Raw genomic sequence first — 26,409 nt, 5'->3', positions numbered from 1 at the left:
ATGAAAATCCGCCCATATATTCGAATCAACCTCGCCTTATAAGCAAAAAGAATGCCGACTGGCAATCTTGAGCTATAAATTGAACGATAAGGACGGCACCCCTGGTAAAGCAGGAAGAACAGTGCTGGATTCAAGAAACCTGGAATAGCAGGGACTTAAGATCATTCAGCTAGTGCAGCTGGTTATGTTTCATTCTTAAGATCAACTTGAGTCATTTCGAACCTTTAATCGATTCCGCGGCATCAAAATATTTCTCATCCCTCCGGATAAACGTGAATAGTCCTCTCTCTCATTTTCCATACTAAGGAAAATAAGACTGTCTACGCAGGGAGGATCCCCATGACCAAACCGAACTCCGGGTCGCCTGGCGGCAAACGCCGACTGCCCTTCCGCGTCAGCGCCGAACGGTGGATGCCGCTGCTGGGCCGTATCAAACGATGGTTCATCGTCGCAGGCTGCTGCATGGCGGTATTCATGATTGCCGCCTTCTGCTTTCTATTCTACTTGCGGCACCAGACGCTGCCGGCCTCTTCCATCAGCCAGACCTCGCAAATTCTCGACTTTCAAGGGAACGTGATCGATACGTTCCACGCCGGCGAGAACAGACAATCCGTTCCGCTTAACCGGATTTCACCCTATTTACTAGAGGCTACGCTGGCGATCGAGGATCAGCGGTTCTACGACCATCTCGGCTTCGATATGAAAGGGATGGCCCGCGCAGCGCTGGTCAATCTGGAGCATATGAAGGCCAAGCAGGGGGCTAGTACGCTCACGCAGCAGCTGGCGCGAAACCTTTATTTGACACACGAACGGACATGGAAACGCAAGCTGAAGGAAGCCATGTACACGATACAGCTCGAAATGCAATACTCCAAGGATGATATTCTGGGCATGTATTTGAATCAAATTTATTATGGTCACGGCGCTTACGGCGCAGAGGCGGCCGCCCAGCTCTATTACGGCAAGCATGCGGCCGATCTGACGCTCGCGGAGAGCGCGATGCTCGCCGGCATTCCGAAGGGGCCGAAATACTACTCCCCTTATATGGATATGAAGAATGCCAAGGACCGGCAGAGAACCATCCTGTCCATAATGGCCGATCAGGGCATCCTTACCGGGGTACAGGCCGAAGAAGCCGGCAATGAGCTTCTGCAGTTTCAGCCGCTGGGGACCAAGCAGCAGGGCGGCTTCGCACCGTATTTTCGCGATTATATCCGCATCATCGCCGTGGACCGGCTCGGCATCGACGAGCATCTGCTGAGCGAGGGCGGCATCCGCATCTATACGACGCTGGATTCCGAAGCGCAGCAGGCAGCCGAGGACGCGATCGGCCAGAGCATCCCGTCCGCATCGCAGCAGCAGGCGGCGTTAATATCGATTGATCCGCGAAACGGTTATATCAAGGCGATGGTCGGCGGACGAAATTATAAGAACAACCAGTTCAACCGCGTCTTCGCGGACACGCGTCAACCCGGCTCCTCGTTCAAGCCGATTCTTTATTTGACCGCCCTGCAGGAGGGCGCCATGTCGCCGATATCGCGGTTCAAGAGCGCGCCGACCGTCTTCACCTATGATGAAGGCCGCAAAACGTATGCGCCGCGCAACTATAACGATAAGTACGCGAAAGGCGAAATCGACATGCGGCAGGCGATCGCCAGCTCTGACAATATATACGCCGTCAGTGCCATCATGAAGGTTGGCCCGGAGAAGGTCATTGAGATGGCACGCCGCCTGGGCATCGATAACAAGATGGAGCCGGTTCCTTCTCTGGCTCTCGGCACATTCCCCGTCAGCCCGTTCGAGATGGCTTCCGCCTTCGGAACGATCGGCAACGGCGGCGTCCGAGTGGAGCCTACGGCCATCGTGCGGATCGAGGACCGCAAAGGCGAAGTGCTCTATCAGGCGAAGCCGGAGGAAAAGCAGGTGGTGAATCCCGCACAGGCCTATGTGCTGACAGGTCTTATGGAGAGCGTGTTCGATGCCGGCGGCACCGGTAACCGCGTATCCGCCATGATCAAGCGGCCCGTCGCGGGCAAGACCGGCACGACCGCGACCGACGCTTGGCTCGTCGGTTATACGCCGGAGCTGGCAACCGCGGTCTGGGTCGGTTACGACAAGGACCGCAAGCTCACGCCCGCCGAGGCGCACCGCGCTGCGCCGATCTTCGCCGCTTACACGGAGAAGGCGCTGGCGGCGATACCTCCGAAGATCTTCCCGGTACCGGATGGCGTGGTCAGCGTCTACATCGATCCGGCAACCGGCAAGCTGGCGTCGAATTCATGCCCGAACAAACGGCTTGAAGCATTCGTTAGCGGAACCGAGCCGACCGAAGTATGCGGCGAGCACGGTGACAAGCCCGTCTCGGCGGACGATGCCAAAGGTCAAGCCGAGCAATCGAAATCATGGTGGCAGCAGTTGAAGCGCTGGTGGAAGGATTAACGTAAAAGTGCTGCGGCATTCCGGGGATACCGGAACGCTGCAGCACTTTTTTAAGTATGCGAAAGGATATGTTTATTACCGTCCGATTCTTGGGACCGCATGCGGTCCATGATGCTTTTTTACTTAAGCATATGAAACACTTGCTCGACGTCCTTATCGCCACGTCCGGACAGGTTGATAATAATAATTTGATCCTTGCCCATCGTTGGGGCGATCTTCTTGGCATGGGCTACCGCATGCGAGCTCTCCAGCGCCGGAATAATCCCCTCCGCGCGGGACATTTCCTGGAATGCACCCAGCACTTCTTCATTGGTAACCGTAACATACTCCGCCCGTCCTGAAACTTTGAGGTGGCTGTGTTCCGGTCCAACCCCTGGATAATCAAGCCCGGCCGCAATGGAATACGTCGGCTGCGGATTGCCCTGCTCGTCCAGCAGCACCAGACATTTGAACCCGTGGAGCACGCCGGGCACGCCCTGCGTCAATGTGGCTGCCTTATCGGGCTCGACGCCGATCAGCTTGACGGACGGCTCGTCCAAATAGTGGGCGAACGCTCCGATCGCATTGCTGCCTCCGCCTACGCAGGCCAGCACGGCATCGGGAAGGCGTCCTTCCTTCTCCAGAATCTGCCGCTTGGACTCCTCGCTGATGACGGACTGGAAGTGCTTGACCATCAGCGGATACGGATTCGGTCCGACCGCCGAACCGAGCAGGTAGAACGTGTCGCGGTAGTTCGCGATCAAATCGTTAAGCGCCTCGTCGACCGCATCCTTCAGACGCCCCTGCCCCTTCTCGACCGGCACCACCTTGGCACTGAGCAGCTCCATCCGGAATACGTTGAGCGCTTGGCGGCGCGTATCCTCGAGCCCCATGTAGATGACGCACTCGATACCGAACATCGCACATACGGTCGCAGTCGCCACCCCGTGCTGTCCCGCACCGGTTTCGGCGATGACGCGCTTCGCGCCCATTCGTTTCGCGAGCAAGATCTGGCCCATCACGTTGTTGATTTTGTGCGCGCCCGTATGATTGAGATCTTCACGCTTTAAATATATTTTTGCGCCTCCCCACATCTCGGTGAGATGCTTGGCATAGGTCAGCGGATTCTCGCGTCCAACATATTCCCGGAGGTAATAACGGAATTCTTCATTGAATTCAGGATCGTCCTTGTACTTGAGGAATTGCGCTTCCAGATAATCCAAAACTTCCTGCAGCTCGGGCGGTACGAAGCTGCCGCCGAATTCGCCAAAGTATCCTTTCTCCACAACCTCTTGACTCATTGTGATCCAACCTCCATCAAATATGAATTCTCGTTCATTTCCAATCTACTTCATCTTAAGAAAAAACAACCGTATTTGTCAAAGACAAACCTGCAGTGAAAAAACGGACTTACAGGCGCGGATGGCCACCCGAGCTGCCGGGAGATAGTCATAAAGCGCAGCTGCCGCTCTCGTTGATTGCACATATACGCACCCACAGGCCTCTCAAGTGTGATGCACAAGCAAGGTACGAGCTGGTTGGGAAGTTCGATCGTAAGACGCGCTTTGGTTCCACCCGACTCACCTCGCAATGGTTCATCGTATTGAAGGTTTACTACATTGAATAAACATGCCGTCAACGAAACTCTGCCCCGAACGATGAACGTTCTAACACAGACAGCTGCCCGAAACGGACCTGCGACAAACTGCCGCTACGAAGCCGCAGCTCCGCTGCATGTTTCGGTAACTGGCAGTCAGCATCAGCAGACCAATATAAAAAAGCCTTCTACACCACGAATGAAGTGGCCGTAGAAGGCTCCGATAGCTTTGTTCCTTGGACTGCACCAACGAGGATATCGGCCCACCCCGTACGTACAGACAACGGCGGCAAACGATAACGAAGATGCTGCAGTCTGTTGTACGCGATATCTAATGTATCATCATGTTCAGCTCATGGCTGAGCCATGTTCTCAAGTACTTAAACGTCGAGCGCCTGCTTCAGCGTATCCGGCGAGTTCGCCCACCATTCCGCGTTATGCTCCATGAGCAGACCGCGCAGCGCCTTCTTCTCGTCCGCGCTCAGTTCGTCCAGAATATAGCGGCGCTTGAGGGCATAATCGAGATTGTTCACGTGCTGGGCAAGGATCTTCCATCCCTTCCGCTCCTCCGTGTCAATCAGCATCGGGCACGCCGTCGCGCCCGCGTAGTATGAACCTTCTTCATTGCGGTCTACCGCCACCCAGACGACCCAACAAAGCCGGCCGTTCGGCACATCCTCCTTGTTGGTGCTGAACCGGATCCGGCGCTCCACTTTGCTCTTCGCATGCATGGCGCCCGCATCGATGTAAGCTTCTCCGTTATCAATAATGATACATGCGACTTGACTCAGATCGATCGTACCCGCTCCGAAGCCGCCTTTGTGCTTATTATGGCTTACAACGTTCAATGAGAGCTGTTTCTTCTCCTTCTTCGGTTCCCCCGCCGCATTCTCCGGCGACTGGCCTTGCCCTTGCTCTTGATCGCTCATGCTCCTTATTCCCACCTTCCGCTATATTCAACCCGCCTGCTTCATGCAGGTTCGTCTTCATCGATGAACCATATTTCCAATGCGGCTTCCGATCTCTTAAGGTTGCCGAAATCCGCGTCCTGTGCAGCTTTTCTGCCTGTCCGCACATTAATTCCATTTTAGCTAATAATCCGCGAAAAGCAAACATATACATGCTGTAGATGCTTGTCAACGGGAGGGAATCGTTCAATGACGCCACGTCACGCCAAACGTTTACTGCTCTTTGTGCTCGCAGCCGTCCTGATCGGCGTAACGGCCCGGGAGGGATTCGGAGATGCCTGGCTTTCGCAATACACATATGCTTTCGCTCCTGCAAAAGCCAATACCGCTCCGCGCGCGAAGCCTGTCCCCCAGTCCACGCCCGAGCCGGACTCTGTCATGCAGCCCAAGCCCGTGGAGCTCAGCAAGAGGGTCGTCGAGTATCATATCGGCGTTCAGCTTGACGAGAAGAACAAGACGCTGCACGGCGAGCAGACCGTAACTTGGACAAACCCGGGCAAAAATCCGGTGTCCGAGCTCTATTTTCACCTCTATCCGAATGCCTTTCAGTCCAAGAACTCGACGTTCATGCGCGAATCGGGCGGCAAGCTCCGCAATGACAAAGCGACGCTGGCCAGCACCGGCAGCATGCGCATCGATACGCTCGAGACCACGGAGGGCAGCAGCCTCCTGCCCCGGCTTCATTACGTACAGCCCGACGACGGCAATACGAACGACCAAACGCTGGCCAAGCTCCGCTTGCCCGGTCCCGTACCGGCAGGCTCAAGCGTGACGCTGCGGATGAAGTTCGAAGTGAAGCTGCCCGAAGTCTTCGCCCGCATGGGCTATTCCGGCGATTTCGTAATGGCAGGGCAATGGTTCCCGAAGCTGGCCGTTTATGAGACAGCCGGCACCCGAGGGCGAACGACAGAAGGATGGAATGTTCACCAGTATCACGGAAATTCGGAGTTTTACAGCGACTTCGGCATCTACAGCGTCAAAATCAATGTTCCCGAATCGTATAAGGTTGCCGCAACCGGCTTCCAGACCAAACCGACCACCATTGCCAATGAACGCAGGACATACCAGTTCTACGCCGACGACGTACATGACTTCGGCTGGTCCGCTTCACCCGATTTCCTCTACACCGAGGAACCGTTCTCTACCGATGGCGTACCCGGCGTCCGCATCAAGCTCTATCTCGACCCGCATCACGCCGACCTGAAGGACCGCTATCTGCATGCCGCCAAGTCGGCGCTTGCCAAGTATGCGGAGTGGTACGGGTCATACCCCTATTCGACCCTCTCGATCGTCGTACCGCCCAAAGGCGGCAATGGCGCAGGCGGGATGGAGTACCCCACTCTCGTGACGGCGTTCTCGGCTGAGAATGCAAACCCCGGCTACGAGCTGGAGCGCACGGTCGTACATGAAATCGGCCATCAATATTGGTACGGCATGGTCGCGACCAACGAATTCGAGGAAGCATGGCTCGATGAAGGGTTTACTTCCTATGCCGAGGACAAATTGATGGAGAGCGTATACGGCGTTGAGCCCAATCTGCCGGTGGAGGCCAGCTACATGACCGACCCCGCGCCGCTCAAGCAATTATCCTGGTCCTACAACAGCCACAATCATTATGCGGAAAATGTGTACATGCGTGCCAAGCTGGTGCTGGTGGGCATTGAGAAACAGGTTGGCCCGCAGGCCATGCGGAAGATATTAAGAACCTATTTTCAGAAATATAAGTTCAAGCATCCGTCCACTGCCGATTTTCAGCGCGTAGTCGAGCAAGTGACCCGGACCAAATGGAATGAGTACTTCAGTCAATTCGTATACGGCAAGGAAATGGCCGACTACGCCGTAGAATCGGTCCATGTGCGTCCGGTTGAGGAAGGCGGGACGAAACTGTACGAATCGATCGTGCTAATCAAAAAACGCGGAGGAACCAACGGTCCGGTGCCGATCGTATTCCAGTTCGCGGACGGGACGACCATGCCCAAGACATGGGATGGCCATGAAACCCATGTCCAGTTCAAAATGGTGCATGCCTCCCCGCTCATCTGGGCTGCAATCGATCCGAAGAACGCCAACGTGCTGGACAATAAGCGCAACAATAATTTCATGAAGGCGGACCTTCCGGAGAAGACCCGGACGCGCTGGAACATCGCCGTCTCCAAATTTGTCGAGGGTCTGTTTACGTCGCTGGCATGGTAATCGTCCCTATGAAAACAGAGACCGGCGCGGGGCCGCCTAGCCGCCCCGCCCGTCTGCCGCTGTCGATCACGAAATAACCAGGAATGAAAGGAGGCGCTCGCGTGAGAAGCTATTTGAAGCAAGGCTGGCACCGAACATTAAAGCATTTTTACATTATTATTCTGCTGTTCCTCTATGAGCTGCTGTGGGGCTTTTTCTTATATCGAACGATCGAGTCGATCATTGTCCCGCTGCTTAGACGCTACCCCGATACGCTTGGCGTGGATAACGCCGTTCAGATGTTCTTGACGGAAGCCCAGTTCCAGCTGCTCAAAACCGACATGGTGCGCCCTTATTTGTGGCTGTTCGGCAGTCTGCTTGCGGGACGGATCATCCTGACGCCCCTCATAAACGCCGGTCTGCTGTATTCGCTCCACCATACGACGGATGAAGGCGGCACCAAATTTCTGCAAGGGATTCGGGCGGCGTGGAAGCCGGTGGCCCTGCTCTATTTTATGGAGACGATCCTAACGTTAGCACCTGCCGTATGGCTGCTCCCGCGGGCGCTCGATGTCCTTCTCTCGAGCCATTCGATTATCGAGCTCCTGCAGCGGACCGGCCCTTGGGCAGGAGGCTGGATCGCATGGGCGCTCTTGCTCCATCTGCTCTTTCTCGCGATGCAATTCGGAGCGGTATCGGGCGGCGGTGCCATGAAGGCGCTATGGAGCGCGCTTCGGCACATCTTCCCATTCGTGGGGATCTCCATCGTCATGTGGGCAATCGCGCTGCTGGCCGGCTTGACGGTAACCTCCGCCTCCATGCTGTGGGCAGGCCTGTTCGCGCTCATCTTGAATCAAAGCTACCATCTGGTGCGTACGATCATCAAAGTGTGGACGGTCGCCTCGCAATATGAGGTATGGCATTCGAAGCAGATATAATTCAATCGAAGCAAAGCAAATACCGTAAAGTTTCATCTGATTGAACATATGAAAACAAGAGGCTCAGCGGAAAGATTCCGCTCAGCCTCTTGTTGTTGCTCCTTCATGATGACGATCCGCTACGCAGGCGTAATAAAGAGGTACAGTATGTTCATAGCATCGTACACAGGCAATCAAAATCCGCTGTACGATTACGGCGGCATACCGTATAACGGCAAGCATCCGCAAAGAACACCGGCGCAGATGCCAGCGACAAGGCGCGGCCTTGCATAACGGCAGTCCAATGGAGGCGAGCCGGCTTCTCTCCTCTTCGATTGGCTTCTAGCAGAAACGCATATATCTCGAAAAATGATTTGTAAATGATCGCCTTTTCACTCTTCTATCGAAATTCGAATCCTTTACGGGCAAATTGCAAAAAAGTTGCACTCTTAGAATTCTAATTTGTGAACAAATTGTGAACTTAGAAGGGAAAAGATGAAAATAATCGAATAAATAGCGAGAATGAAATTTTTGCCGAATTCCCGCAAGGGAAACGGGGGAACCACTCTGGGTGAATTGATCCCGGCAGCCGGACGGACCGGATGCCTGAGGCGATCATAGGGAGACCTTCAACCGAACCCCACAGCTAACCTCGTAGGCATTGGAAGGGGTTTCTATCTTTGAAGAAGGTTTCCGCTCTGCTGGTTGGTCTGGCTTTATTGTTGACATTCCAAGCTGGAAGCGTTTTCGCAGATTCCAGAATGGATGAAGTCATCAAGGACGTAATCGGCACACCGTACAACTACGGTGGTACAACTACCAAGGGATTCGATTGCTCCGGATTTACGATGTACGTGTTCAAGAAACTCGGCGTATCGATTCCGCATGCATCCTCCTCCCAATCCAAGCTTGGCAAGAAAGTCGCGAAGAACGACCTGATCGCCGGCGACCTCGTATTCTTCAATACGAGCGGTAAAGGTATCTCTCATGTCGGCATCTATGTTGGAGACGGCAAGTTCGCGCATTCTTCCTCCAGCAAAGGCGTAACCATTAGCGGTCTCAGCGATTCCTATTACGTGAAACGGTATGTCACGGCCCGCCGCGTAATGAGCACCGCAACGTATACGAAATATGCCGACGAACCGTCTGACGAAGCAGTCGACGGCGTGGACGTGGATTAAGACGTAAATCGGCATCCTTCACGATGTCGAATTACACAATATAAGCCGCAGTGGTTGTCGATGATGACGAGCATTGCGGCTTTGTTGTTCTTCTTGGGACGATAGGCCCTGTAGTAACGCCGGCCGCCGACCGGAGATTACTCGCCGCGTACCCGGTATCTCACCCACCAGAACGTGCGGCCGACCTGTACGTCCAGCTGCGCAGCGACCGGAGCGAACATTTCGTGCAGCTCCATTGCCGACTCGCATCCCTCGCTCCGCCGGTCCGCGAGTACAGCCGTCGCGCCCGCGCCAAGCCGCTCGTGCCAGGCAGCCAGAAAGACCGGCCGTTCCTCGACCGGCATCTCCCCAAGACAGAAGCAGGCCAGCCCCGCTTCATACTTGCCGTCGACTCGGTTGAGCTCGGTTATGCGCACAGCCTTCGAGGCAGGCGTCAATAGACGGGGGGTGCGCGCCCCTGCCACCCGCAGAACGCTGCGTCCAGCCAGCGTCAGGCTCACCGCATCCTCTACCTGAACCCACTCGTTCCACCGTTCTTCCAAGCTATTCCGCCATCTTCCCATCCGATAACCTCCCGCTGCGCAGCAGCCATGATGTTACCTCTATACATATGACCGTCCGCTCGCAAACTGACCAAAAAAAGGTATAATGAATCCGTGAATGCCTGATCCCGCTTACCTTCTATTGGGTCCTGTTTAATGAGCCTGTTTGCATCAGCGAACGGTCGCACCTAAATATAGAAAACGACATGTAGAACTTTGCTTGCGAAACCATTAAGCCGCGAAGGAGCCGATGTCCCTTGTCCCAGCAATCACCTGCCCTTTCCGTATTCCACCCTACTCTCGCCGGCTGGTTCTCCCGGACGTTCGGGGAACCGACAGATGTCCAGCTGCAGGCGTGGGCTTCCATTCTCTCCGGCCGGCACACGCTCATCGCGGCTCCAACCGGTTCCGGGAAGACGCTTGCGGCACTTATGCCCTGCCTGGACAAGCTTGCTAAGGCCAAAGCCTCCACCCGTTCCGGATGGAAGCCGGGTGTTCGCATTCTGTATGTCACGCCGCTGAAAGCATTAAACAATGATATCCAGCATCATCTGACCCGCTTCATGGAGGCGATCGAGCATTACGCCGCCAGCCAAGCGGAGTCGGGCGGTCCCGCATGGCCGGGCATCCGCACGGCCGTTCGAACAGGGGATACCCCTTCAAGCGAAAGGGCCAAGATGCTCCGCCGGCCGCCTGATGTCCTGGTGACGACGCCGGAATCGCTTTATTTGATGCTGACCTCGGAGAAGGGGCGCGCGATGCTACAGACCGTATGGTCGGTCATCGTCGATGAAATCCACGGAATTGCAGGAGATAAGCGCGGCGCTCATCTGTCCCTTACGCTGGAGCGGCTTTCGGCATGGTGTCCCGAGCCAATTCAACGCATCGGCGTCTCCGCGACGCAGAAGCCGCTCGAGCGGGTGGCCCGCTTCCTGGGCGGCTGGGATTCATCCGCGCCCATGACCGCGGACACGCCGCATCCGCTTGGCTATTCCCCTCGGCCGGTCACGATTGTCGAGAGCGCCATGGTAAAGTCGATCCAGGTGAGGGTAACGATGCCCGATTTCAGTCTGACGGCCAAATCGGGCGAAGGCGTGTGGCTGCCGATCGTCGATCGGCTGCTGCAGCTGATGACCGGGGCGCGGTCCGTGCTGCTGTTCGTCAACAGCCGCAGGCTGTGCGAGCGGCTTGTGCTGCGGCTGAATGAGCAGACCGGCTTCGAATTCGCTCGCGCTCATCACGGCAGCTTGGCGCGCGAGCGTCGGCTTGAAGTGGAAGGGATGCTGAAGAACGGGGAGCTGCGCTGCCTCGTCGCCACCTCATCGCTGGAGCTGGGCATCGACGTCGGCCATGTCGACCTCGTGCTGCAGGTCGACCCTCCTATGGATGCCGCCTCCGGCATTCAGCGCATCGGCCGGGCAGGGCATTCCGTCGGCGATATCAGCCGCGGCTTCATCGTCGCCCGAAGCCGCGGACAGCTGCCGGAAGCGGCCGTCCTCTGCCGCAACATCGTCCTGCGGGATATCGAAGAGATCCGGCTGCCGGATCAGCCCATCGATGTGCTCTCCCAGCAGATCACGGCCATCGTCGCCGCCGGGAATACGACCGTCGATGCGCTTCTCCGGCTTATTGCCGGCAGTGAATGCTACCGTAACTATACGCGCGATCAGCTGGATGCCGCGCTCAAGGTGCTTGCCGGCTTCTATCCGTTCATGCGCCCGCTCATCGACTGGAACCGCGACCTTGATCTGCTGAGCAAGCGGGCTAATACATCCGTAGCCGCCATAACCGGCGTGGGCACCATACCGCAAACCTCGGCGTATCCTGTGCATCATGCGGACAGCCGGATTCACCTCGGCGAGCTTGATGAAGAATATATCCACGAAAGCCGCGCCGGCGACGTCTTTCAACTGGGCACGACATCCTGGATGATCAGCCGGATCGAGCAGGACCGCGTCTACGTGAAGGAAGCGCCGAACCGGTTCAGCGAAATTCCGTTCTGGAAGAATGAGCCGGGCGGCAGGCGCGTCGAGCTGGGCGTTCAGCTTGGGCAGTTTCTGGGTCAACTGTCGGAACGGCTCGAGCTGGACCGGAGTCAGGCGGGCGGCACCGGCAAATCGTCCGCAGCGGAGACGGCAGCCGAGCGGGACCGTAACAATGCCGTGATCCGCTGGCTCGATAGGGATTACGGACTCGACTCCGAAGCGGCCACCCAGCTGATCGAGCTCGTTCAAGCGCAGCATAAAGCGCTGGGATTGCCGACCGAGCGGCGCATATTGATCGAGCATTACCGCGACCTGACCAACCAACAGCGCGTCATTATCCATAATCCGTTCGGCCGGCGTTTGAACCGGACGTGGCTGCTTGCAATCGAGCGCCAATTCGAGAAGCTGCTTCCCTATAGGCTATACGGGAACGCCAAGGATAACGGCATCGAGCTGGTGCTGCCCGAGTGGGATGCCTCCTGGCTGCGGACGCTGTGGCATATTACGCCGGGAAGCGTCGAGCCCCTTCTCACCGAAGCCATATCCGGCTCGCCCATGCTCGGAATCTCCTTCCGCCGGATTGCGGAGACGTCACTCCTGCTCTCCCGCAGCTTTACGCGCACGCCAATGTGGCAGAAGCGGCTTCGCAGCGAAGAGCTGCTGAAGCACGCGCTGCCTTATGCGGAGCATTTTCCCTACTTGCAGGAAGCCATGCGGGAAAGCCTTCACGTCTATATGGATGCGGACGGCTTGAAGCAGCTGTTAACGAGCATCGCGGAGGGCCAAATCGAAATCGTGGTGAAAGAAACGAATAGCCCTTCTCCGTTCGCCATTCAATTTCTGGCGGATTACGTCAATGCGCAGATTTATGAGGGGGAGGGATTTAGCGACGCTACCCGGCTTCAGCTGCTCAGCGTCAGCAAATCGCTCGCCGGCGAGCTGTTCGGCACGGAAGCGGTGCAGAGCGCCGTTGATCCCGGCATTATGAGGGCGGAGACGGAGCGGCTGGACAGCACGGCGCACATCCCCGCCACCGCCGAGGAGCTCTATGCGCTTCTGAAGAAGCGCGGCGATCTGACAACGGAGGAGCTTGGCAAGCTGACGGAGGGAATGGATGTGCGCGGCTGGTTGGATCAATTACAGGATGCCGCACGCATAACGGCTTATTCGTTCGCCAATGATGCGGACGGTATCCGCTGGATCTGTACCGAGGAGCTGGAGATGTACGGGGCATTCCCCGAGACCGAAGCAGCGATAGCCTTCGTGGCCGGCCGATATGCCGAGCACCGGATATCCTTCACCGACGAGGACCTCCGTCACCGGTATGCGTTATCCGAGGAGCAGGCCCGGCATGTCGTCGACAGCCTGCTTGCCATGGACCGGATCGAACAGGCTCCCTTCGCGGCGAGCGAGGACGAACGCATCTGGACCAGCCGAAACGTAGCCAAACGGCTGATCCGCCTAACCATGGAGGAGGCGCGCAAGCAAGCCGGGCCGGTCGATCCGGTCCGCTGGTGCAGCCAGATGGCACTGCTCCAGCACGCTCTCCCGGGGACGCAGCTCAGCGGCAGCGATGGCTTGCGCACCGTGATCGGACGCCTGCAGGGGTTCTTCCTCCCGGCCTCTCATTGGGAATCGATTATTTTCCCTGCTCGCGTGACCGCCTATCGGAAGGACGAGCTGGATCTGCTGTGCGCCTCCGGCGAGATCGTCTGGATCGGCAAGAAAGAAGACGGCGAGAAAGAGGGCAAAATCGCCTTCTTCCTCGCCGATTCCAAGCCGCTGTACGCGCCCTATGTCGATCAGAGCATCAGCCGCGTCCAGGAGACGAAGCATCCCGAGCTGCTCGCCCTGCTGCGGGGAGGCGGCGCAAGCTTCCTGACCCGGCTCAGCCGCGAAACCGGCAAGATACCGTCCGAGCTGCTTGCCGACTTGATCGACTTGGTCTGGGAGGGGCATGTGTCCAATGACCAGTTCGCTCCGCTGCGGCTGCAGCTGCAGACCAAAGGCAAGCAGCTTGCGAGGACAGGCTCCGGCCAAGGCCGATGGTATTGGACCGGCTCTCTGACGGAAGCTGCGGATATCGATCTTCCAGGCGCGTCTGCCGATGGTGATGGTGATCCGGCGCAGCCCGTTATATCCGCCTCGGGAACGGACTTCTCCGAATCGGCGCTTCATTGGACGCAGCATCTGCTGGACAGCTGCGGCATCGTGTCCAAGGAGCTCGTCGCGCAGACCTCCCCGTTCAGCTGGGATGAGCTGCTGCCTGTGCTTCGGCAGCTGGAGCATTGGGGCGTCGTCACGCGCGGACTGCTCGTTCAAGGGGTGCCTGCGCTCCAATTCGCCCGGCGCGAGATGATCGCCTCCGTCCATCAGCCGCTAGCCTCTCATAGCAACGACGATGACATCACGGTGTTATCCGCCGTCGATCCGGCCAATCCATTCGGACTGACTGCGGAATGGCCGGTTGTTCGAGGAGCCGGCTTTGCCCGCAAGGGCGGCAATTATTTGGTGCTGCATCACGGACGCTGGCTCTACTGGCTGGAGAACAACGGCCGCAAGATCGTGGAAATCCCCGGTACGGATATTGACGGGGAGCCCTTAGACCCCCAGCCAGACAAAGGCAATGATACCGACATCGCCGACGGCACGCATGCAGATCCTGGTATGCTAAAGCAAATGTTCCGCACCATTCTGCGCCGGCAAGCCTTGAGCAAAATAAAAGTCGAGCGTTGGAACGGCGAAGACATCACCGAATCGGCCGCAGCCGACTTGCTCCGCGCCATGGGAGCGGAACGCGACAACCGTTCGCTCGTGCTCTGGCCCAGCCAGCTGCAATAACAGCATCAAGAACGAATGACGTGCCGGATCGCTCTGATCCGCACGTCATTCTTCGTTCTTAACCGTTAGTACCTTCCGATTAACGACATCAGGTATCTGGCGTCGTCGGCAGCAATTCCCGGCGTGCCGATAATATTCGGGCGGGCGGGCGGCACCCCTCAATAGGCGAACATCGTCTAAGAAGATTTCGCCTGCCGGGTTCTAAATGTCCGCACAAATACAAGAAAGGGAACGCCCTCGCAGGCGTTCCCTTCAATATCCAACACTCGCTGCGGCAGTCATGATCCTATTCGTCCGCTTAGCTTGTCTGCGATCGTTCGCTCTTCGTCGCCGCCGCAATCCACGCTTCGATCGCTTGGGCATCCATCGGCTTTCCATAATAGAAGCCCTGCATGACCCGGCAGCCGCGCGACTGCAGGAAGCCGATCTGTTCCTCCGTCTCGACCCCTTCGGCTACGACCTCCAGGTTCAAGTGGTTCGCGATGGCGATGATGGTGCTTATAATCGCCTGCTTGGAGGGCAGCGTGCTCTGACGGATAAACATCTGATCAATTTTCAGCGCGTCGATCGGCATTTCGTCCAGGCTTCCCAAGGACGAGTAGCCCGTGCCGAAATCGTCCATCGATACGCGTACGCCGAGCTGCTTCAGGTCCTGCAGCTGACTGATCGTATCCTGCATATCGTACATGGCGATGGATTCGGTGATCTCCAGCTCCAAATCTTGCGGCGCCAGCTGCGAGAATGCAAGCGCATCGGCGACCATCTCTCTGAGCATGCCGCTCTCGAACACGCGGATCGACATATTGACGGAGACGCATACATGAACCAAACCCTGCTGCTGCCATGTGCGGTTCTGCAAGCATACCTTGCGGAGCATCCAACGGGTCATCGATACGATCAGCCCCGTCTCCTCCGCAATGGGAATAAACTCCACCGGAGAAATCAAGCCGAGACGGGGATGCTGCCAACGAAGCAGCGCCTCCATTCCCCCTACTCGATTGTGCTGGGAATCCCATTTCGGCTGATAATAGATCAGCAGCTCGTCGTTCGCCAACGCCTTGCGCAGATCCCGCTCCAGCTCCATCTTCCGGACATACGTCCGGTCGATTTCTTCATCGAACAGCTGGTATTGATTCTTCCCCAGACTCTTCGCGCGATACATCGCCATATCGGCCGCTTTCAGCAGCGAGGTACGGGTCGTCCCGTGCTCGGGCGCCAAGCTGATGCCGATGCTCGCCGTCATATAGATTTCATTCCCCAATACGGTATAAGGCTGTTTGATGACGGCAATGAGCCGCTCCGCCAAATCGGCCGCTTCCTTCCGCCTGCCTCTGGCCGAAGCGACGAGAAACTCATCCCCGCCGAGCCGGAATACCGTATCGTCGCCTGACGTCGTCCGCTTAATCCGGGATGCCACTTCTTTAATGAACAGGTCGCCCGCATCATGCCCGAGCGTGTCGTTAATCGTCTTAAACCGGTCCAGATCGATGAATAACAGATAACCGCTTTCCTTCGCCGGGTATGAGTTTTCAAAATATCGCACCAATTGATGACGGTTCAACAATCCGGTTAACGCATCATTATACGCCATCCGCTCGAGCACGGTCCGGTCGAAGAAGACGACCCCCCAGGAAATGGCCAGAATGAGGAAGGTAGCGATCGCCACGCCGATCAGCAGGATCGTCTGGGAATCCGCGATATTATCGACCGAATGGTTCGCCGATGCATCCAGACTAAACGCGGTCGCCAGCATGCCGGTATAGTGCATCCCGCAAATGGCGGCCCCCATCAGTACCGCGCACAGCAGCTTGAGCTTGCTGAACCCCGACGAATTGCGAAGCTTCACAAATAAGTAGAGGGCCGCGTAGGATGCCGCCAACGCAACGATAACGGACAGCACACAGTAGAACGTATTATAGTGAAGGACGATTGGCCATCGGATAGCGGACATGCCGATGTAATGCATGGCAACGATACCGCCTCCCATATATATACCAGCCGGTACCATCTGACGGATGCCCGCATGAGGAGCGGAAGTCACTCTGAAAGCTATGAACGACGCACTGATACTCGCAATCATAGACACAAGCGTAATTGGAATGTTGTATTCGACGGTCAAGCCCAAATGAAAGGCCAGCATGCCGACAAAATGCATGGACCAAACGCCGATGCCCATAACAAAAGAGCCGACAAACAACCAGATCATACGGCTCTTCCCCTTGACATGCGAAATCTTGCCCGCCAAGTTGATTGCTGAATAAGACGCGGCCACCGCAATGAGAACGGAAAGCAGCACAATCATGCTGTTGTAATGTCCCTGCAGGTGAGTCATAATCAAACCTTCTTTACGAAATAGAGTAGTCGCTCGCAGTACAACTCATTATAAGTCAATTACCAATTGAAAAGAAGTCCTTTGCCGATTTTTTCCGACATATAATAGGAAATTAGTCCCTGAATTGTCCGACAAGCCCCTGTGCTTGTGAGAGGCTTATATCCCCCGTCGTTATCGCATTAATCTATTTATCGCAGATGCACCTTTTTTCAATCTAGGTATTAATGCCTACTTACTATTTTGTCACGCAGCTTAAGACTCGCCTTTCCAGTATACGGACGCCAGCCCAACACTTTCTCAAGCATTATAGCTTGGAAAATACAATGATGTTGTCGAATTGTGTCATACCTATTATTATCGTGGTTAATTCGTACGACGGTTGTCGGGGCTTCTCCTATAAAGGCATTGTTCATCGGGCAGCTGCAGCATTTTCACATATGAAAATACAGATAAGCATGGTATTGTATACAGAGCATTGGAGTTGAGAGGAGATTCTTACATCATGACCCGGCTTGTCTTTCTGGGATGTATCGCTTACCTGGTCGTCGGACTGGGGCAGCTTGTAATCGGGGCCGTTATGGAACCGATGATTCACGCTTACGGGGTTCAATATAGTGACGGGGGACAGCTCGTCATGCATCAATTCTTAGGCGGCATGGTCGGTATGCTGCTGACGCCATGGCTTATTCGGAAATTCGGCAAAAAAACAGTGCTCTTATCCGTGCTCGGGATCACGATCGCAGCTGAAGCTGTCTATGTTATGCTTCCGCCTTGGACGGTTATGCTTACTATTGCGCCGCTTGCCGGTTTTGGTCTTGGCACGACGGAATCGGTTGTCGGCTCCTTCATTATCGGCTCTACCGGAAAGAATGCCAACGTCGCCATGAGCAGGGTTGAAGTCTTCTTCGGAGTCGGTGCGCTGCTGATGCCGTTCGCGGGCGCCCTATTGATCGCAAACGGCTATTGGAGAATGACATTCGGAGTTGTCGGCCTTCTGGCCATCGGCGCATTGCTGTTATGGGTATTCTACTGGCCGTCTCTGCTCGACAAGCGGCCGGAGGATTCGAGCGGCAGCGGCAGTCCAGCTGCTGCAAAGCCTGCCGTCATGAGCCGCCGGTATCTCCCGGTGCTGTTCGCAGGCATCGCCTTCTTCGCCTTGTACGTCGGTCTGGAAATGAGCTTCATCCATTACCTGCCGTCCTTGCTTGTGGCAAGCAACGGGCTCTCGGAATCATCGGCGACGCTGGCACTCAGCCTCTTCTGGGGTGCCATGGTACTCGGCAGGCTCGTAGCCGGCCAGATTGCCGACCGGTTCGGCGGCGTGACCTATCTCCTGCTCATGTGCGCCATATCTACGGTTACGTTCGGTGCAATGGGCCTGCTTACCGGGGCTGCCGAAACCTTCATCCTGACGTTCGGCACGGGTCTGTTCATGTCCGGTATGTTCGCAATTGCGCTCGTCTTCACGAATCGCGCCATACCCGGCCATACGGAGCGGACAACGAGCCTGTTGATGGCAGCAGGCGGCATTGGCGGCGCAGTCATACCTAGAGCGACGGGATGGTTTATGGATGACTTCGGCCCGGATGCCACACGTTGGTTATTCACCGGCTGCGCGGTTCTCCTCTTTCTCGTCATGATCTTCGCAGCTGCCGCCGCACGCCGCACGAAACCCGAAGCAAGATCTGCGGCAGCGTAATCCAAACGTCAACGAATTTCACGGGAAAGAGCCGTCCAGCATGTATCTGGGCGGCTCTTCTTTGATTGAACGGCTCTTCTCTTCACCCGGCCATTAAGGGGAAACGGTCAAGCTTCCGTCATCCTCGACGATGACGAGATTGCGGCCCCCGGTCCCTCCATGGTTGTCCCATGGCCAGATGTCGCGGAAATACCAGCGCCCTTCCGCGCTTAGCCCGTCAATAACTTCTTGCGAGACGTTGCTGTGTCTATGCCAGCGCATGCCGATGTTGCAGAAAGCGAACAGGATCGAGATGCGCGGATGGTCCGGATTCTGCCATACCGGTCCGACATGGCATGTATTCTCGCTGAAGAAGACGATTGAACCTGCAGGCGCTTCATAGCCTTCGAACGGAGCGCCGTACTGATCCTTTCTCGCCAGGAGCGATTTGGGCACTTTCATATTCGATTTATGACTGCCCGCAAGGAACATCGTGCCTCCTTCGTTCAAGCCGACATCATTCAGTTCGACAACCATTCGGGTCAGACCCGCATAAACTTGGCCTTCTGTATAGTGATAATGGAAGTGCGGGCTGCGCATCGGCCCGCCTTGATGCGGCCCCAAATGGTCGCCCTGCCCCTTCTCGCGTTTAACGGTGAACACATGATCCAGCCTCACATCCGGACCGATCAATTCCTTAAGCGTTCCTTTCACGACGGGGCTTCTCAAGATGGCTTCCGCCGCTCCCCCCGGCACCGAGGAACCCTGCACGATTCCAGCCTTCTTCTCTGTATCGGTGCGATTTTCCTTCCGCTCCATATCATTCAATACCTGCTCCCGGATCGCTTCCGTCTGCTCCGCGGACAATACGTTCGGAATCACAATGTACCCCTTCAGGTCGAACAGAAACTTTTGTTCCTCGCTAAGTTCAAATTGTGAGAAATCGACTTCATATGGAACCGGCATCGTCACTTCTCCTCCATTTGAGAACAAAATGTAAACGCTATCAGTTTAACGCTTTCTTGTCGAATTGGCAATCGTTGTCTTTCATTGGTAAACAATTGTACGCTGGGGATTGAATATGGATTATAATGGGGAGAGCAGCCGCAAACTTAAAAAGCTCCATCCGCCCGTTGCCAGGCAGATAGAGCCATTATAGGACGCTCCTTGTTTAGGGGGAGCCGGTTCTACTTCATAATCAAAACCGGTATGGCGGAATGCTGGACCACATTATGGCTGACGCTGCCCATCATGAACTCGCGAATGCCGCCCAGACCGCGGCTGCCAATTATGATGAGACTGCAATCATTCTGTTCCGAATAATTCAGAATCGACTGTGCGGGACTGCCCTCAAGAAGCTCGACATGCGAAGACGGGAGATGGGCTACTTTTTTGCCGGCTTCGGCAAGCAAAGCCTCCGCTCTTTCGTAAAGCTCCTTCTGCATCGAAGCCGTTGCCGTCAGCATCGTATCGGCGACCGCTACATACGGCAGACTGTACACATGAACGACCGACAGTTTACCTGTCTGCTCCGTCTCAACCAGCTTGACTGCATACTCTAATGCTTTCCATGATTGTACCGATCCGTCGAAAGCGACGACCACGTGAGCAAATAGCATACGAACACTCCCCATCTTTTTCGGTATGGTTCTTTATCTTTGCTTTGGTTCAACTTATCGGATACACAATACGATTACCCGATTTCCCCACCTATGAAACGGTACCTCGTACTCTTATTCTATAGCAGAAACGCTGTACAATGTTAGGCGAATTATCAACGAAATATTGACGAAAGTCAAAACCCGGTTAACGAGAAAAATGAATGCGAAGGAGCGGTTACTATGAATAAAGAATGGATTCTGCATTCGGTTATTTTCAATCTGAAGCATGCGAAGGGGTCGGAGGAAGAGCGCCGCTTTCTCGAGGACGGACAAGCGATTCTCGCCTCTATTCCGGCGGTGAATAACTTTCGCGTCTATCGGCAGGTCAGCCCCAAGAACGATTATGATCACGGCTTCGCCATGGAATTCGCGAGTCAATCGGACTACGATGCGTATAACGAACACCCGCTGCATGTCCAATTCGTACAGGAGCGCTGGGCAACAGAGGTTGAACGCTTCCTGGAGATTGATTACAAACCGTAATCGGCGAATTGCCATATGACAAAAAAAAGCGAATGCCGCCGTGGAAATCCGGCAGGCCATTCGCTTTTTTTTTGATTTGCACGATCCGCTGCCACTCTTCGCTTTGCTCAGAACCGGCCTCGCCGTGTGAGTTAGAAATAAACGATATAGACGACAACGGCAAGCAAGATCCGATAGACAGCGAACGGAACCAGCTTGATCCGGTTGATCAGCTTCAGGAAGAAACGGATCGACACAAGCGCGAACACGAACGCGCTAAGAAAACCGACAATAAAGAACGGCAGTGAATCCAGCGTAAAGTATTCCCAGTTCTTCAGCAGTGAGATGCCGCTGGCTCCGGCCATGATCGGCACCGCCATAATGAACGTGAAATCCGCCGCAGCGCGGTGGCTCAGACCGAGCAGAACGCCGCCGGAGATGGTCGAGCCCGACCGGGAGAATCCAGGCCACAGGGAGAAGCATTGAATAAGCCCGATCGATAATGCTTGCTTGTAGGTGATCTGGTCCACCGTCTCGACCTTCACCTTCTTCGGACGGAACAGGTCGGCCGCAATCATGAAGACGGCTCCGACTACAAGCCCGATCAATACGGTTGCGGTGGAGAACAGATACTCGTCGATATAATTCTCGAGCAGCAGTCCGAATACGCCGGCCGGAATCAATCCGACAATAACCTGACTCAGCTTCAAGCGCCCTTGCGATGGCGCTCCCTGAGCTTCGCCCGCGCTGATGCCCTTCTGACCGCGGCGGAAACGCCCCAGTCCGAGCAGGTCGATGAACCGGTTGCGGAACAGGATGACGACGGCCAGAATCGAGCCGAGCTGAATAACGACCTTGAACGTATTGGCGACATATTTGGTCAAGAACTGCTCGGATTGAAGCCACATGTCATCGACAATAACCATATGTCCCGTAGACGAGACAGGCGCAAATTCGGTAAGCCCCTCAACAAGGCCCAGAATAAATGCTTTCACTAGATCCAAAAAATCCATAATGTTCGGTTTCTCCTTCTCCTCATCTGATTCCATGCCCATGCCTGAAGATCTTCTTCAGGTTCCGCAAATAGCGGTTGCGAATAAAGTAGAAATATAGAACCTGCGCAACGAAAAAGCTGATCAACACAATTCCCATATCGGCCGCAATGGAGATGTAGAAGAACCGCTGCAGCGCCGTAAACGCGAATACGCTGTGGATCATCGCGACGCCAATGGGGACGAAGAACAGCAGCACCAGCTGCCGCGTCACGATCCGTTTCAATTCCCGGTCGGTCAGCCCCACCTTCGCCATCGTCATATATTGGCGCCTGTCGTAATCCAGATCGGCATAGAGACGAAAATAGAGGAAGCTCCCCGCCGCGATGAAGAACACGGTGCCGACGAGCAGCCCGACGAACAGCAGCGAGCTGTACAGGCCCTTCTGACGGGAAACCAGCGTTCCGCTGACGGTAATGGCATAGGATTTGTCCGCTTCATATTTCGTCCGGCCGCCCTCGCCTGCCAAGTTCTTCGCCATTCCGATCGTTCTGCCCGATTCCGGGACGTAGAAGCCCGTGTAATGATCGGTCTTGACCTGTGAATCCAGCCGGTTGAATACGGAATCGCTGACGACCAGTCCGCTGAAATCCTCCTCCAGCTCCCGCAGCAGATGATTCGGAATCGGAACATGCTCCGTGATGCCAATCTCCTGGACCTTACCCCCGGCCGCCTTCGATACATAGGTCAAATGCCCGCGTGTTCCCAGCATCGGCCTGTCCTTCAACGAGCCCAGTATGACCAGCGCCTGGTCGCCGGTTAACGGTCGTTCGCCGAATGAATGGCCCGCCCGGATAACCGCTTCGCGGTAGGACGAGAACGGGATAAGCGGCACGCTCTTCATCCTGCCGGAGCGGTCAGCATCTGCCTTGCCCCGGAATCCGATAACCTCATCGACATGGAGATATTTGATGGGAAAGCTCAGCTTCTCGTAATTCAGTCCGCGTGCGTCCAGCTCGGCTTCGATTCCTTCCAGGTGACGCTTCGCGTCCTTGCTGCCTTCCTTGGCCATATAGCCCACTGCAGCCGGATAATCGTCGTTATATTGCGTGAGCAGCGTGTTAATGGACGTCAATACGCCGACTGCGCAGAAGGAGACCGTCGAGATAATCGTGACCATAAAGAACATCCGCGCATTGTCCTTCAGCCTGTATGACAAGCTCGATAGGGTCATGAGGTTCGTATTTCGCCAGAAGAACAGCCTTCGCCGCTGCAGCCTCTTTATTATATAGACGCTTAACTGCGTGTAAAAGAAATAGGTGCCGACGACCGTCATTCCGATAACCGGGAACATACGGGTATAAACCGTTGCCGCCGTGGCGGTTGCAGCAAGAAAGTAGCTCGCGAGCAGGAGCACAGCGGCGAGCAGCGACAAGCGAATGCTGGCCTTGGGCTCCGCCTTCGGCTGCTGCCCCGCTTGAAACAGCTCGATGAGCCGGTTGGTCCGGATCAGGGCGGACGTGCAGATCGAGATGATGAAGAACAGCAGCGCGAACGAGCCGATCGTCAGCGCCGGAGCCTGCCACGATACATGGAAGGAAAGCGGCGGGATGCCAAGGAAGCTGGAGCCAATCATGAGGAACAGCTTGCCTGTCAGCAGCCCGGCGACCATCCCGGCGATAATGGCGCCGATCCCGATTAGCATATTTTCCAGGAATACCATGACATTGAGCTGGCGCTTCGTCATACCGTGCATAAGCAGCACCCCGAACTCCCGCTTGCGCGACCGGAGGAACGAGCTCACCGAATACAGCACGAAAAAGAACGAAAACACATACATGATCGATTCCGCCGCACCCATCGCCTGCAGGACGATATCATAGAACAGCCCGTTCCGAACGTCCGGATTGAAGATGAATAGCGCGCACACGAAAAAAATCATGACCGAGAACGCGCTGCTCAAAAAATAAGCGGCGTATATTCGTTTATTGCGGATGACATTCCTATAAACGAACTGGCGAAAGGTCAAGTCCTCTTCCCCCTAACAGGGACAGCATATCGATGATCTTCTGGAAAAAGGTTTGCCGGCTGTTGCCCCTGTATATTTCGTTATAGAACTTGCCGTCCTTGATAAAAATTACACGATGGCAGAAGCTGGCCGCCACTGCATCATGCGTAACCATAAGCGTCGTCGTTCCCATCTGCTCATTGATGGCCGCCAGCATTTCCATCACATCGTTCGACGCCTTGGAATCCAAATTCCCGGTCGGTTCGTCCGCCAATATCAATGCGGGCTTGTGGATGATCGCCCGGGCGATCGCGGTGCGTTGCATTTGGCCGCCGGAAATTTCATACGTCCGCTTCCGCCGGATATCCCCGATGCCAAGCCTGTCCGTCACGTCCTCCAGCCGGCGTTCCATCTCCTTCACCGATACGCCGTCGAGCGTTAACGGCATGACGATATTCTCCTCCACCGTCAGCGTATCCAGCAGATTGAAGTGCTGAAACACGAAACCCAGCTCATGCCGGCGGAACAAGGCCATCTCTTGTTGGCTCAGACGATGCGGATTGCTGCCATTGACCATGATCTCGCCGGATGTCGGCTCGTCGATCGTCGCGATGACATTGAGCAGCGTCGTCTTCCCGCTTCCGGACGGCCCCATGATGCCGACGAATTCTCCCCGTTCGATGGCGAATCGAATATTATCCAGCGCTTTGTAAGACAGCTTGCCTTCGTATATTTTGGATAAATCGATGACATCCAGAATTGTCAGGTGTAACAACTCCCTTACACATCTTCACGTTACATTATAGTCAAGACCGCTGACGCCTTGCTATGGTTAAACCTTACTGTATCTTACACAATTGTAATCTTACAGCCTTGCATGATCTGACGGGTTCATTATCGTAACGGCAACTGCTCTAGTCCTGCAGTAGAAAACTTTGTTGGCATGCGGGTTCTGCCTTGGTCAGAACAGGATCCGCACGACCGTGCCTTCCCCTGCCGCCGACTCCAGTTCTATGCGATGTCCGAGCTTGCCGCAAATTTGTTTCGCCAGGTACAAGCCCATCCCCGTCGATTCTTGAAAGCTTCGCCCATTCTCGCCTGTGAAGTAGGCGTCGAAGACACGCGGCAAGTCGCTCGCCGGAATCCCGACACCCTCGTCGCGGATTTCCAGAACCGTATCCGGTCCGCGGCTGGAGCCATGAAAATGAATGTGGCGGTTCTCGCGAACCGTGTACCGTACAGCGTTGGTTATCAGCTGCGTCAGGACGAAGGACAGCCATTTCTCATCGGAATGCACCGTCATGGCACCCTCCATCCGAATGACCGGAAAAACGCGCTTCCGGATGAACAGCCGCTTCTGGTGGGAAGTAACGGAGCGGACGACGGCTTCCAGATCGAGGGCTTCGACATGGAAATCGTGTTCGAACGTATCCAGGCGGGCCGTATACAGGACGGTCTCCAACCCTTTCTTCAGACGGTCGACTTCATCGCCGATTGCGGTGAAGCGGGGCTCGTCCTCGTCTTGGACCATAAGGTAGATGACCGATAGCGGCGTCTTCATCTGATGAACCCATTGATTGATGAAGTGGATCTGGGTTTCTATTTTATGCTTGTATTGGTTCAGCTCCGTCTTATAGTGACGAAGCTGGCTCTTGAGCAGCTGCTGCAGGCTTTCCGCAAGCGGCGTGCTTTGCGTCCCGCCCGTGAACTCCTCCATCGAGGCGAGCGGCTCCTCCAGCCGGTTATAGAATGCGCGGTTCGTTATATATCGATAGGCCAGATAACCGACAAGGAGGCAGCCGCTCAACAGCCCTGCATATAAGCTGATCGCCGTATTGCGGTAGCCATCCAGCCTGTAGATGTACGTAATGACCAGCAGCTGCGCAAGATAGACGGCGATTAGAGGCGATTGATCGCGCAGGAACAGCTTCATAATGCCTTCCCCCAATTCGGATACAGCCGGTATCCCTGCCCGCGGATCGTCTGGAGCGAGTCGTGGATGCCGAGCTGCGTCAGTTTCTTGCGGACGCGATTCACATATACGTTAAGCGTATTATCGTCGACGAAGGCTTGATCGTCCCAAATTTTCTCGAGCAGCCGGTCGCGGCTAACGAGCATGCCGGATTTTTTGAGCAGCTCGTCGACGATTTTGGCCTCGGTGTGACTCAGCTCGACGGTTTCGCCGTTCCAGGAGAGGGCCAGCCGTTCGACATCAAACGTCAACCCTTCGACGCTGACCGTCCGCTCGTTCGACGACCCGGCGTAAGTACCGTACGCGCGGCGAAGCTGGCTTTTTATTTTGGCCATTGCAATCTCGTAATCGAACGGCTTCGTGATGTAATCGTCCGCCCCGTTCTCCAGCGCCATCACCTGGTCCATCTTGCCCTCCCGCGCAGAAATGAACAAGATCGGACAGGTCGATAGATTGCGGATTTGGCGGCACCAGTAGTATCCGTCATATTTAGGCAAATTAACGTCCATCAGGACGAGGTGGGGCGAGAACAGCTCGAATTGCTTGCGCACCTTGTCGAAATCGGTAACGGCCTGCGCCTCATAGCCGAATTTATGCAGATGCCCGACCAGCAGGCTGACAAGCTGTTTATCATCCTCAACCAGCAATATTTTGAACATTCGCATTCTCCTTCAGGAGAGTCT

At 55.6% G+C, this 26,409-nt stretch carries 19 protein-coding genes and 1 riboswitch; of the genes, 8 read left to right on the top strand and 11 right to left on the bottom strand.

Annotated elements, in window-relative coordinates; translation table 11 throughout:
• Positions 1-339 precede the first annotated feature (339 nt).
• A complete protein-coding gene (locus L1F29_RS01220; protein ID WP_258386606.1) occupies positions 340-2,439 on the top strand; it encodes a transglycosylase domain-containing protein in 2,100 nt (699 codons plus the stop codon).
• 119 nt (positions 2,440-2,558) lie between these two features.
• Here L1F29_RS01220 and trpB read toward each other — a convergent pair whose 3' ends face one another.
• Both trpB and L1F29_RS01210 read right to left on the bottom strand, forming a co-directional pair.
• Positions 2,559-3,719 carry a tryptophan synthase subunit beta gene (gene trpB, locus L1F29_RS01215; protein ID WP_258386605.1) on the bottom strand — a complete coding sequence of 387 codons (1,161 nt, stop codon included), beginning with the start codon at positions 3,717-3,719 and terminating at the stop codon, positions 2,559-2,561.
• 676 nt (positions 3,720-4,395) lie between these two features.
• Positions 4,396-4,944: a YwhD family protein gene (locus tag L1F29_RS01210; RefSeq protein WP_258386604.1), complete on the bottom strand. Its 549-nt coding sequence runs from the start codon at positions 4,942-4,944 to the stop codon at positions 4,396-4,398.
• A 228-nt stretch (positions 4,945-5,172) separates the two neighbouring features.
• On the opposite strand from L1F29_RS01210, the gene L1F29_RS01205 reads away from it, so the two are divergent.
• The 4 genes from L1F29_RS01205 to L1F29_RS01190 all read left to right on the top strand — a co-directional run bounded on the left by L1F29_RS01205 (position 5,173) and on the right by L1F29_RS01190 (position 9,253).
• Positions 5,173-7,176 carry a M1 family metallopeptidase gene (locus L1F29_RS01205; protein WP_258386603.1) on the top strand — a complete coding sequence of 668 codons (2,004 nt, stop codon included), beginning with the start codon at positions 5,173-5,175 and terminating at the stop codon, positions 7,174-7,176.
• Positions 7,177-7,277: 101 nt separating this feature from the next.
• The gene (locus tag L1F29_RS01200) at positions 7,278-8,093 is read left to right on the top strand and encodes a hypothetical protein (RefSeq protein WP_258386602.1); all 816 of its coding nucleotides are present in this window, start codon (positions 7,278-7,280) and stop codon (positions 8,091-8,093) included.
• A gap of 147 nt (positions 8,094-8,240) precedes the next feature.
• Positions 8,241-8,366, top strand: a complete 126-nt coding sequence (locus L1F29_RS01195; RefSeq protein ID WP_258386601.1) for a hypothetical protein — start codon at positions 8,241-8,243, stop codon at positions 8,364-8,366.
• Between the two features lie 228 nt (positions 8,367-8,594).
• Positions 8,595-8,748: riboswitch (cyclic di-AMP (ydaO/yuaA leader) on the top strand.
• Positions 8,749-8,752: 4 nt separating this feature from the next.
• Positions 8,753-9,253 (top strand): C40 family peptidase, encoded by a 501-nt coding sequence (locus L1F29_RS01190; RefSeq protein WP_258386600.1) that lies wholly within the window; start codon positions 8,753-8,755, stop codon positions 9,251-9,253.
• A gap of 137 nt (positions 9,254-9,390) precedes the next feature.
• Here L1F29_RS01190 and L1F29_RS01185 read toward each other — a convergent pair whose 3' ends face one another.
• On the bottom strand, positions 9,391-9,816 hold the full coding sequence (locus tag L1F29_RS01185) for a hypothetical protein (protein ID WP_258386599.1): 426 nt from the start codon (positions 9,814-9,816) through the stop codon (positions 9,391-9,393).
• 236 nt (positions 9,817-10,052) lie between these two features.
• On the opposite strand from L1F29_RS01185, the gene L1F29_RS01180 reads away from it, so the two are divergent.
• The gene (locus tag L1F29_RS01180; protein ID WP_258386598.1) at positions 10,053-14,621 is read left to right on the top strand and encodes a DEAD/DEAH box helicase; all 4,569 of its coding nucleotides are present in this window, start codon (positions 10,053-10,055) and stop codon (positions 14,619-14,621) included.
• A 298-nt stretch (positions 14,622-14,919) separates the two neighbouring features.
• Here L1F29_RS01180 and L1F29_RS01175 read toward each other — a convergent pair whose 3' ends face one another.
• Positions 14,920-16,953, bottom strand: coding sequence for a bifunctional diguanylate cyclase/phosphodiesterase (locus L1F29_RS01175; RefSeq protein WP_258386597.1), 2,034 nt, complete (start codon positions 16,951-16,953; stop codon positions 14,920-14,922).
• Positions 16,954-17,455: 502 nt separating this feature from the next.
• Here L1F29_RS01175 and L1F29_RS01170 point away from each other — a divergent pair.
• On the top strand, positions 17,456-18,652 hold the full coding sequence (locus tag L1F29_RS01170; RefSeq protein WP_258386596.1) for an MFS transporter: 1,197 nt from the start codon (positions 17,456-17,458) through the stop codon (positions 18,650-18,652).
• Between the two features lie 93 nt (positions 18,653-18,745).
• Here L1F29_RS01170 and L1F29_RS01165 read toward each other — a convergent pair whose 3' ends face one another.
• Positions 18,746-19,597, bottom strand: coding sequence for a phytanoyl-CoA dioxygenase family protein (locus L1F29_RS01165; RefSeq protein ID WP_258386595.1), 852 nt, complete (start codon positions 19,595-19,597; stop codon positions 18,746-18,748).
• Positions 19,598-19,818: 221 nt separating this feature from the next.
• Positions 19,819-20,250, bottom strand: coding sequence for a universal stress protein (locus L1F29_RS01160; protein ID WP_258386594.1), 432 nt, complete (start codon positions 20,248-20,250; stop codon positions 19,819-19,821).
• A 222-nt stretch (positions 20,251-20,472) separates the two neighbouring features.
• On the opposite strand from L1F29_RS01160, the gene L1F29_RS01155 reads away from it, so the two are divergent.
• Complete coding sequence (locus L1F29_RS01155) at positions 20,473-20,775, top strand: Dabb family protein (protein WP_258386593.1); 303 nt, start codon at positions 20,473-20,475, stop codon at positions 20,773-20,775.
• Between the two features lie 131 nt (positions 20,776-20,906).
• On the opposite strand, the gene L1F29_RS01150 is transcribed toward L1F29_RS01155, so the two are convergent.
• The 5 genes from L1F29_RS01150 to L1F29_RS01130 form a co-directional block, all read right to left on the bottom strand.
• On the bottom strand, positions 20,907-21,767 hold the full coding sequence (locus L1F29_RS01150; protein WP_258389568.1) for an undecaprenyl-diphosphate phosphatase: 861 nt from the start codon (positions 21,765-21,767) through the stop codon (positions 20,907-20,909).
• A 22-nt stretch (positions 21,768-21,789) separates the two neighbouring features.
• A complete protein-coding gene (locus L1F29_RS01145; RefSeq protein ID WP_258386592.1) occupies positions 21,790-23,775 on the bottom strand; it encodes an FtsX-like permease family protein in 1,986 nt (661 codons plus the stop codon).
• Positions 23,750-24,520: an ABC transporter ATP-binding protein gene (locus L1F29_RS01140; protein ID WP_258389567.1), complete on the bottom strand. Its 771-nt coding sequence runs from the start codon at positions 24,518-24,520 to the stop codon at positions 23,750-23,752. The genes L1F29_RS01145 and L1F29_RS01140 overlap by 26 nt, the downstream gene beginning before the upstream one ends.
• Before the next feature lie 195 nt (positions 24,521-24,715).
• A complete protein-coding gene (locus L1F29_RS01135) occupies positions 24,716-25,687 on the bottom strand; it encodes a sensor histidine kinase (protein ID WP_258386591.1) in 972 nt (323 codons plus the stop codon).
• Positions 25,684-26,385, bottom strand: coding sequence for a response regulator transcription factor (locus L1F29_RS01130; protein ID WP_258386590.1), 702 nt, complete (start codon positions 26,383-26,385; stop codon positions 25,684-25,686). Before L1F29_RS01130 ends, L1F29_RS01135 begins: the two co-directional genes overlap by 4 nt.
• Positions 26,386-26,409: the final 24 nt, after the last annotated feature.

Origin of the sequence: Paenibacillus spongiae, from assembly GCF_024734895.1 — a bacterium.
Lineage (GTDB): Bacteria > Bacillota > Bacilli > Paenibacillales > Paenibacillaceae > Paenibacillus_Z > Paenibacillus_Z spongiae.
This window is presented reverse-complemented; position numbering and strand designations above follow the sequence as displayed.

What these genes read in the sequence shown, in the direction of transcription:
- L1F29_RS01135 (WP_258386591.1), bottom strand. Translation starts at nt 25,687, where the DNA reads ATGAAGCTGTTCCTGCGCGATCAATCGCCTCTAATCGCCGTCTATCTT.
- L1F29_RS01130 (WP_258386590.1), bottom strand. Translation starts at nt 26,385, where the DNA reads ATGTTCAAAATATTGCTGGTTGAGGATGATAAACAGCTTGTCAGCCTG.
- L1F29_RS01175 (WP_258386597.1), bottom strand. Translation starts at nt 16,953, where the DNA reads ATGACTCACCTGCAGGGACATTACAACAGCATGATTGTGCTGCTTTCC.
- L1F29_RS01155 (WP_258386593.1), top strand. Translation starts at nt 20,473, where the DNA reads ATGAATAAAGAATGGATTCTGCATTCGGTTATTTTCAATCTGAAGCAT.
- L1F29_RS01170 (WP_258386596.1), top strand. Translation starts at nt 17,456, where the DNA reads ATGACCCGGCTTGTCTTTCTGGGATGTATCGCTTACCTGGTCGTCGGA.
- L1F29_RS01205 (WP_258386603.1), top strand. Translation starts at nt 5,173, where the DNA reads ATGACGCCACGTCACGCCAAACGTTTACTGCTCTTTGTGCTCGCAGCC.
- L1F29_RS01195 (WP_258386601.1), top strand. Translation starts at nt 8,241, where the DNA reads ATGTTCATAGCATCGTACACAGGCAATCAAAATCCGCTGTACGATTAC.
- L1F29_RS01210 (WP_258386604.1), bottom strand. Translation starts at nt 4,944, where the DNA reads ATGAGCGATCAAGAGCAAGGGCAAGGCCAGTCGCCGGAGAATGCGGCG.
- L1F29_RS01185 (WP_258386599.1), bottom strand. Translation starts at nt 9,816, where the DNA reads ATGGGAAGATGGCGGAATAGCTTGGAAGAACGGTGGAACGAGTGGGTT.
- L1F29_RS01150 (WP_258389568.1), bottom strand. Translation starts at nt 21,767, where the DNA reads ATGGATTTTTTGGATCTAGTGAAAGCATTTATTCTGGGCCTTGTTGAG.
- L1F29_RS01165 (WP_258386595.1), bottom strand. Translation starts at nt 19,597, where the DNA reads ATGCCGGTTCCATATGAAGTCGATTTCTCACAATTTGAACTTAGCGAG.
- trpB (WP_258386605.1), bottom strand. Translation starts at nt 3,719, where the DNA reads ATGAGTCAAGAGGTTGTGGAGAAAGGATACTTTGGCGAATTCGGCGGC.
- L1F29_RS01160 (WP_258386594.1), bottom strand. Translation starts at nt 20,250, where the DNA reads ATGCTATTTGCTCACGTGGTCGTCGCTTTCGACGGATCGGTACAATCA.
- L1F29_RS01220 (WP_258386606.1), top strand. Translation starts at nt 340, where the DNA reads ATGACCAAACCGAACTCCGGGTCGCCTGGCGGCAAACGCCGACTGCCC.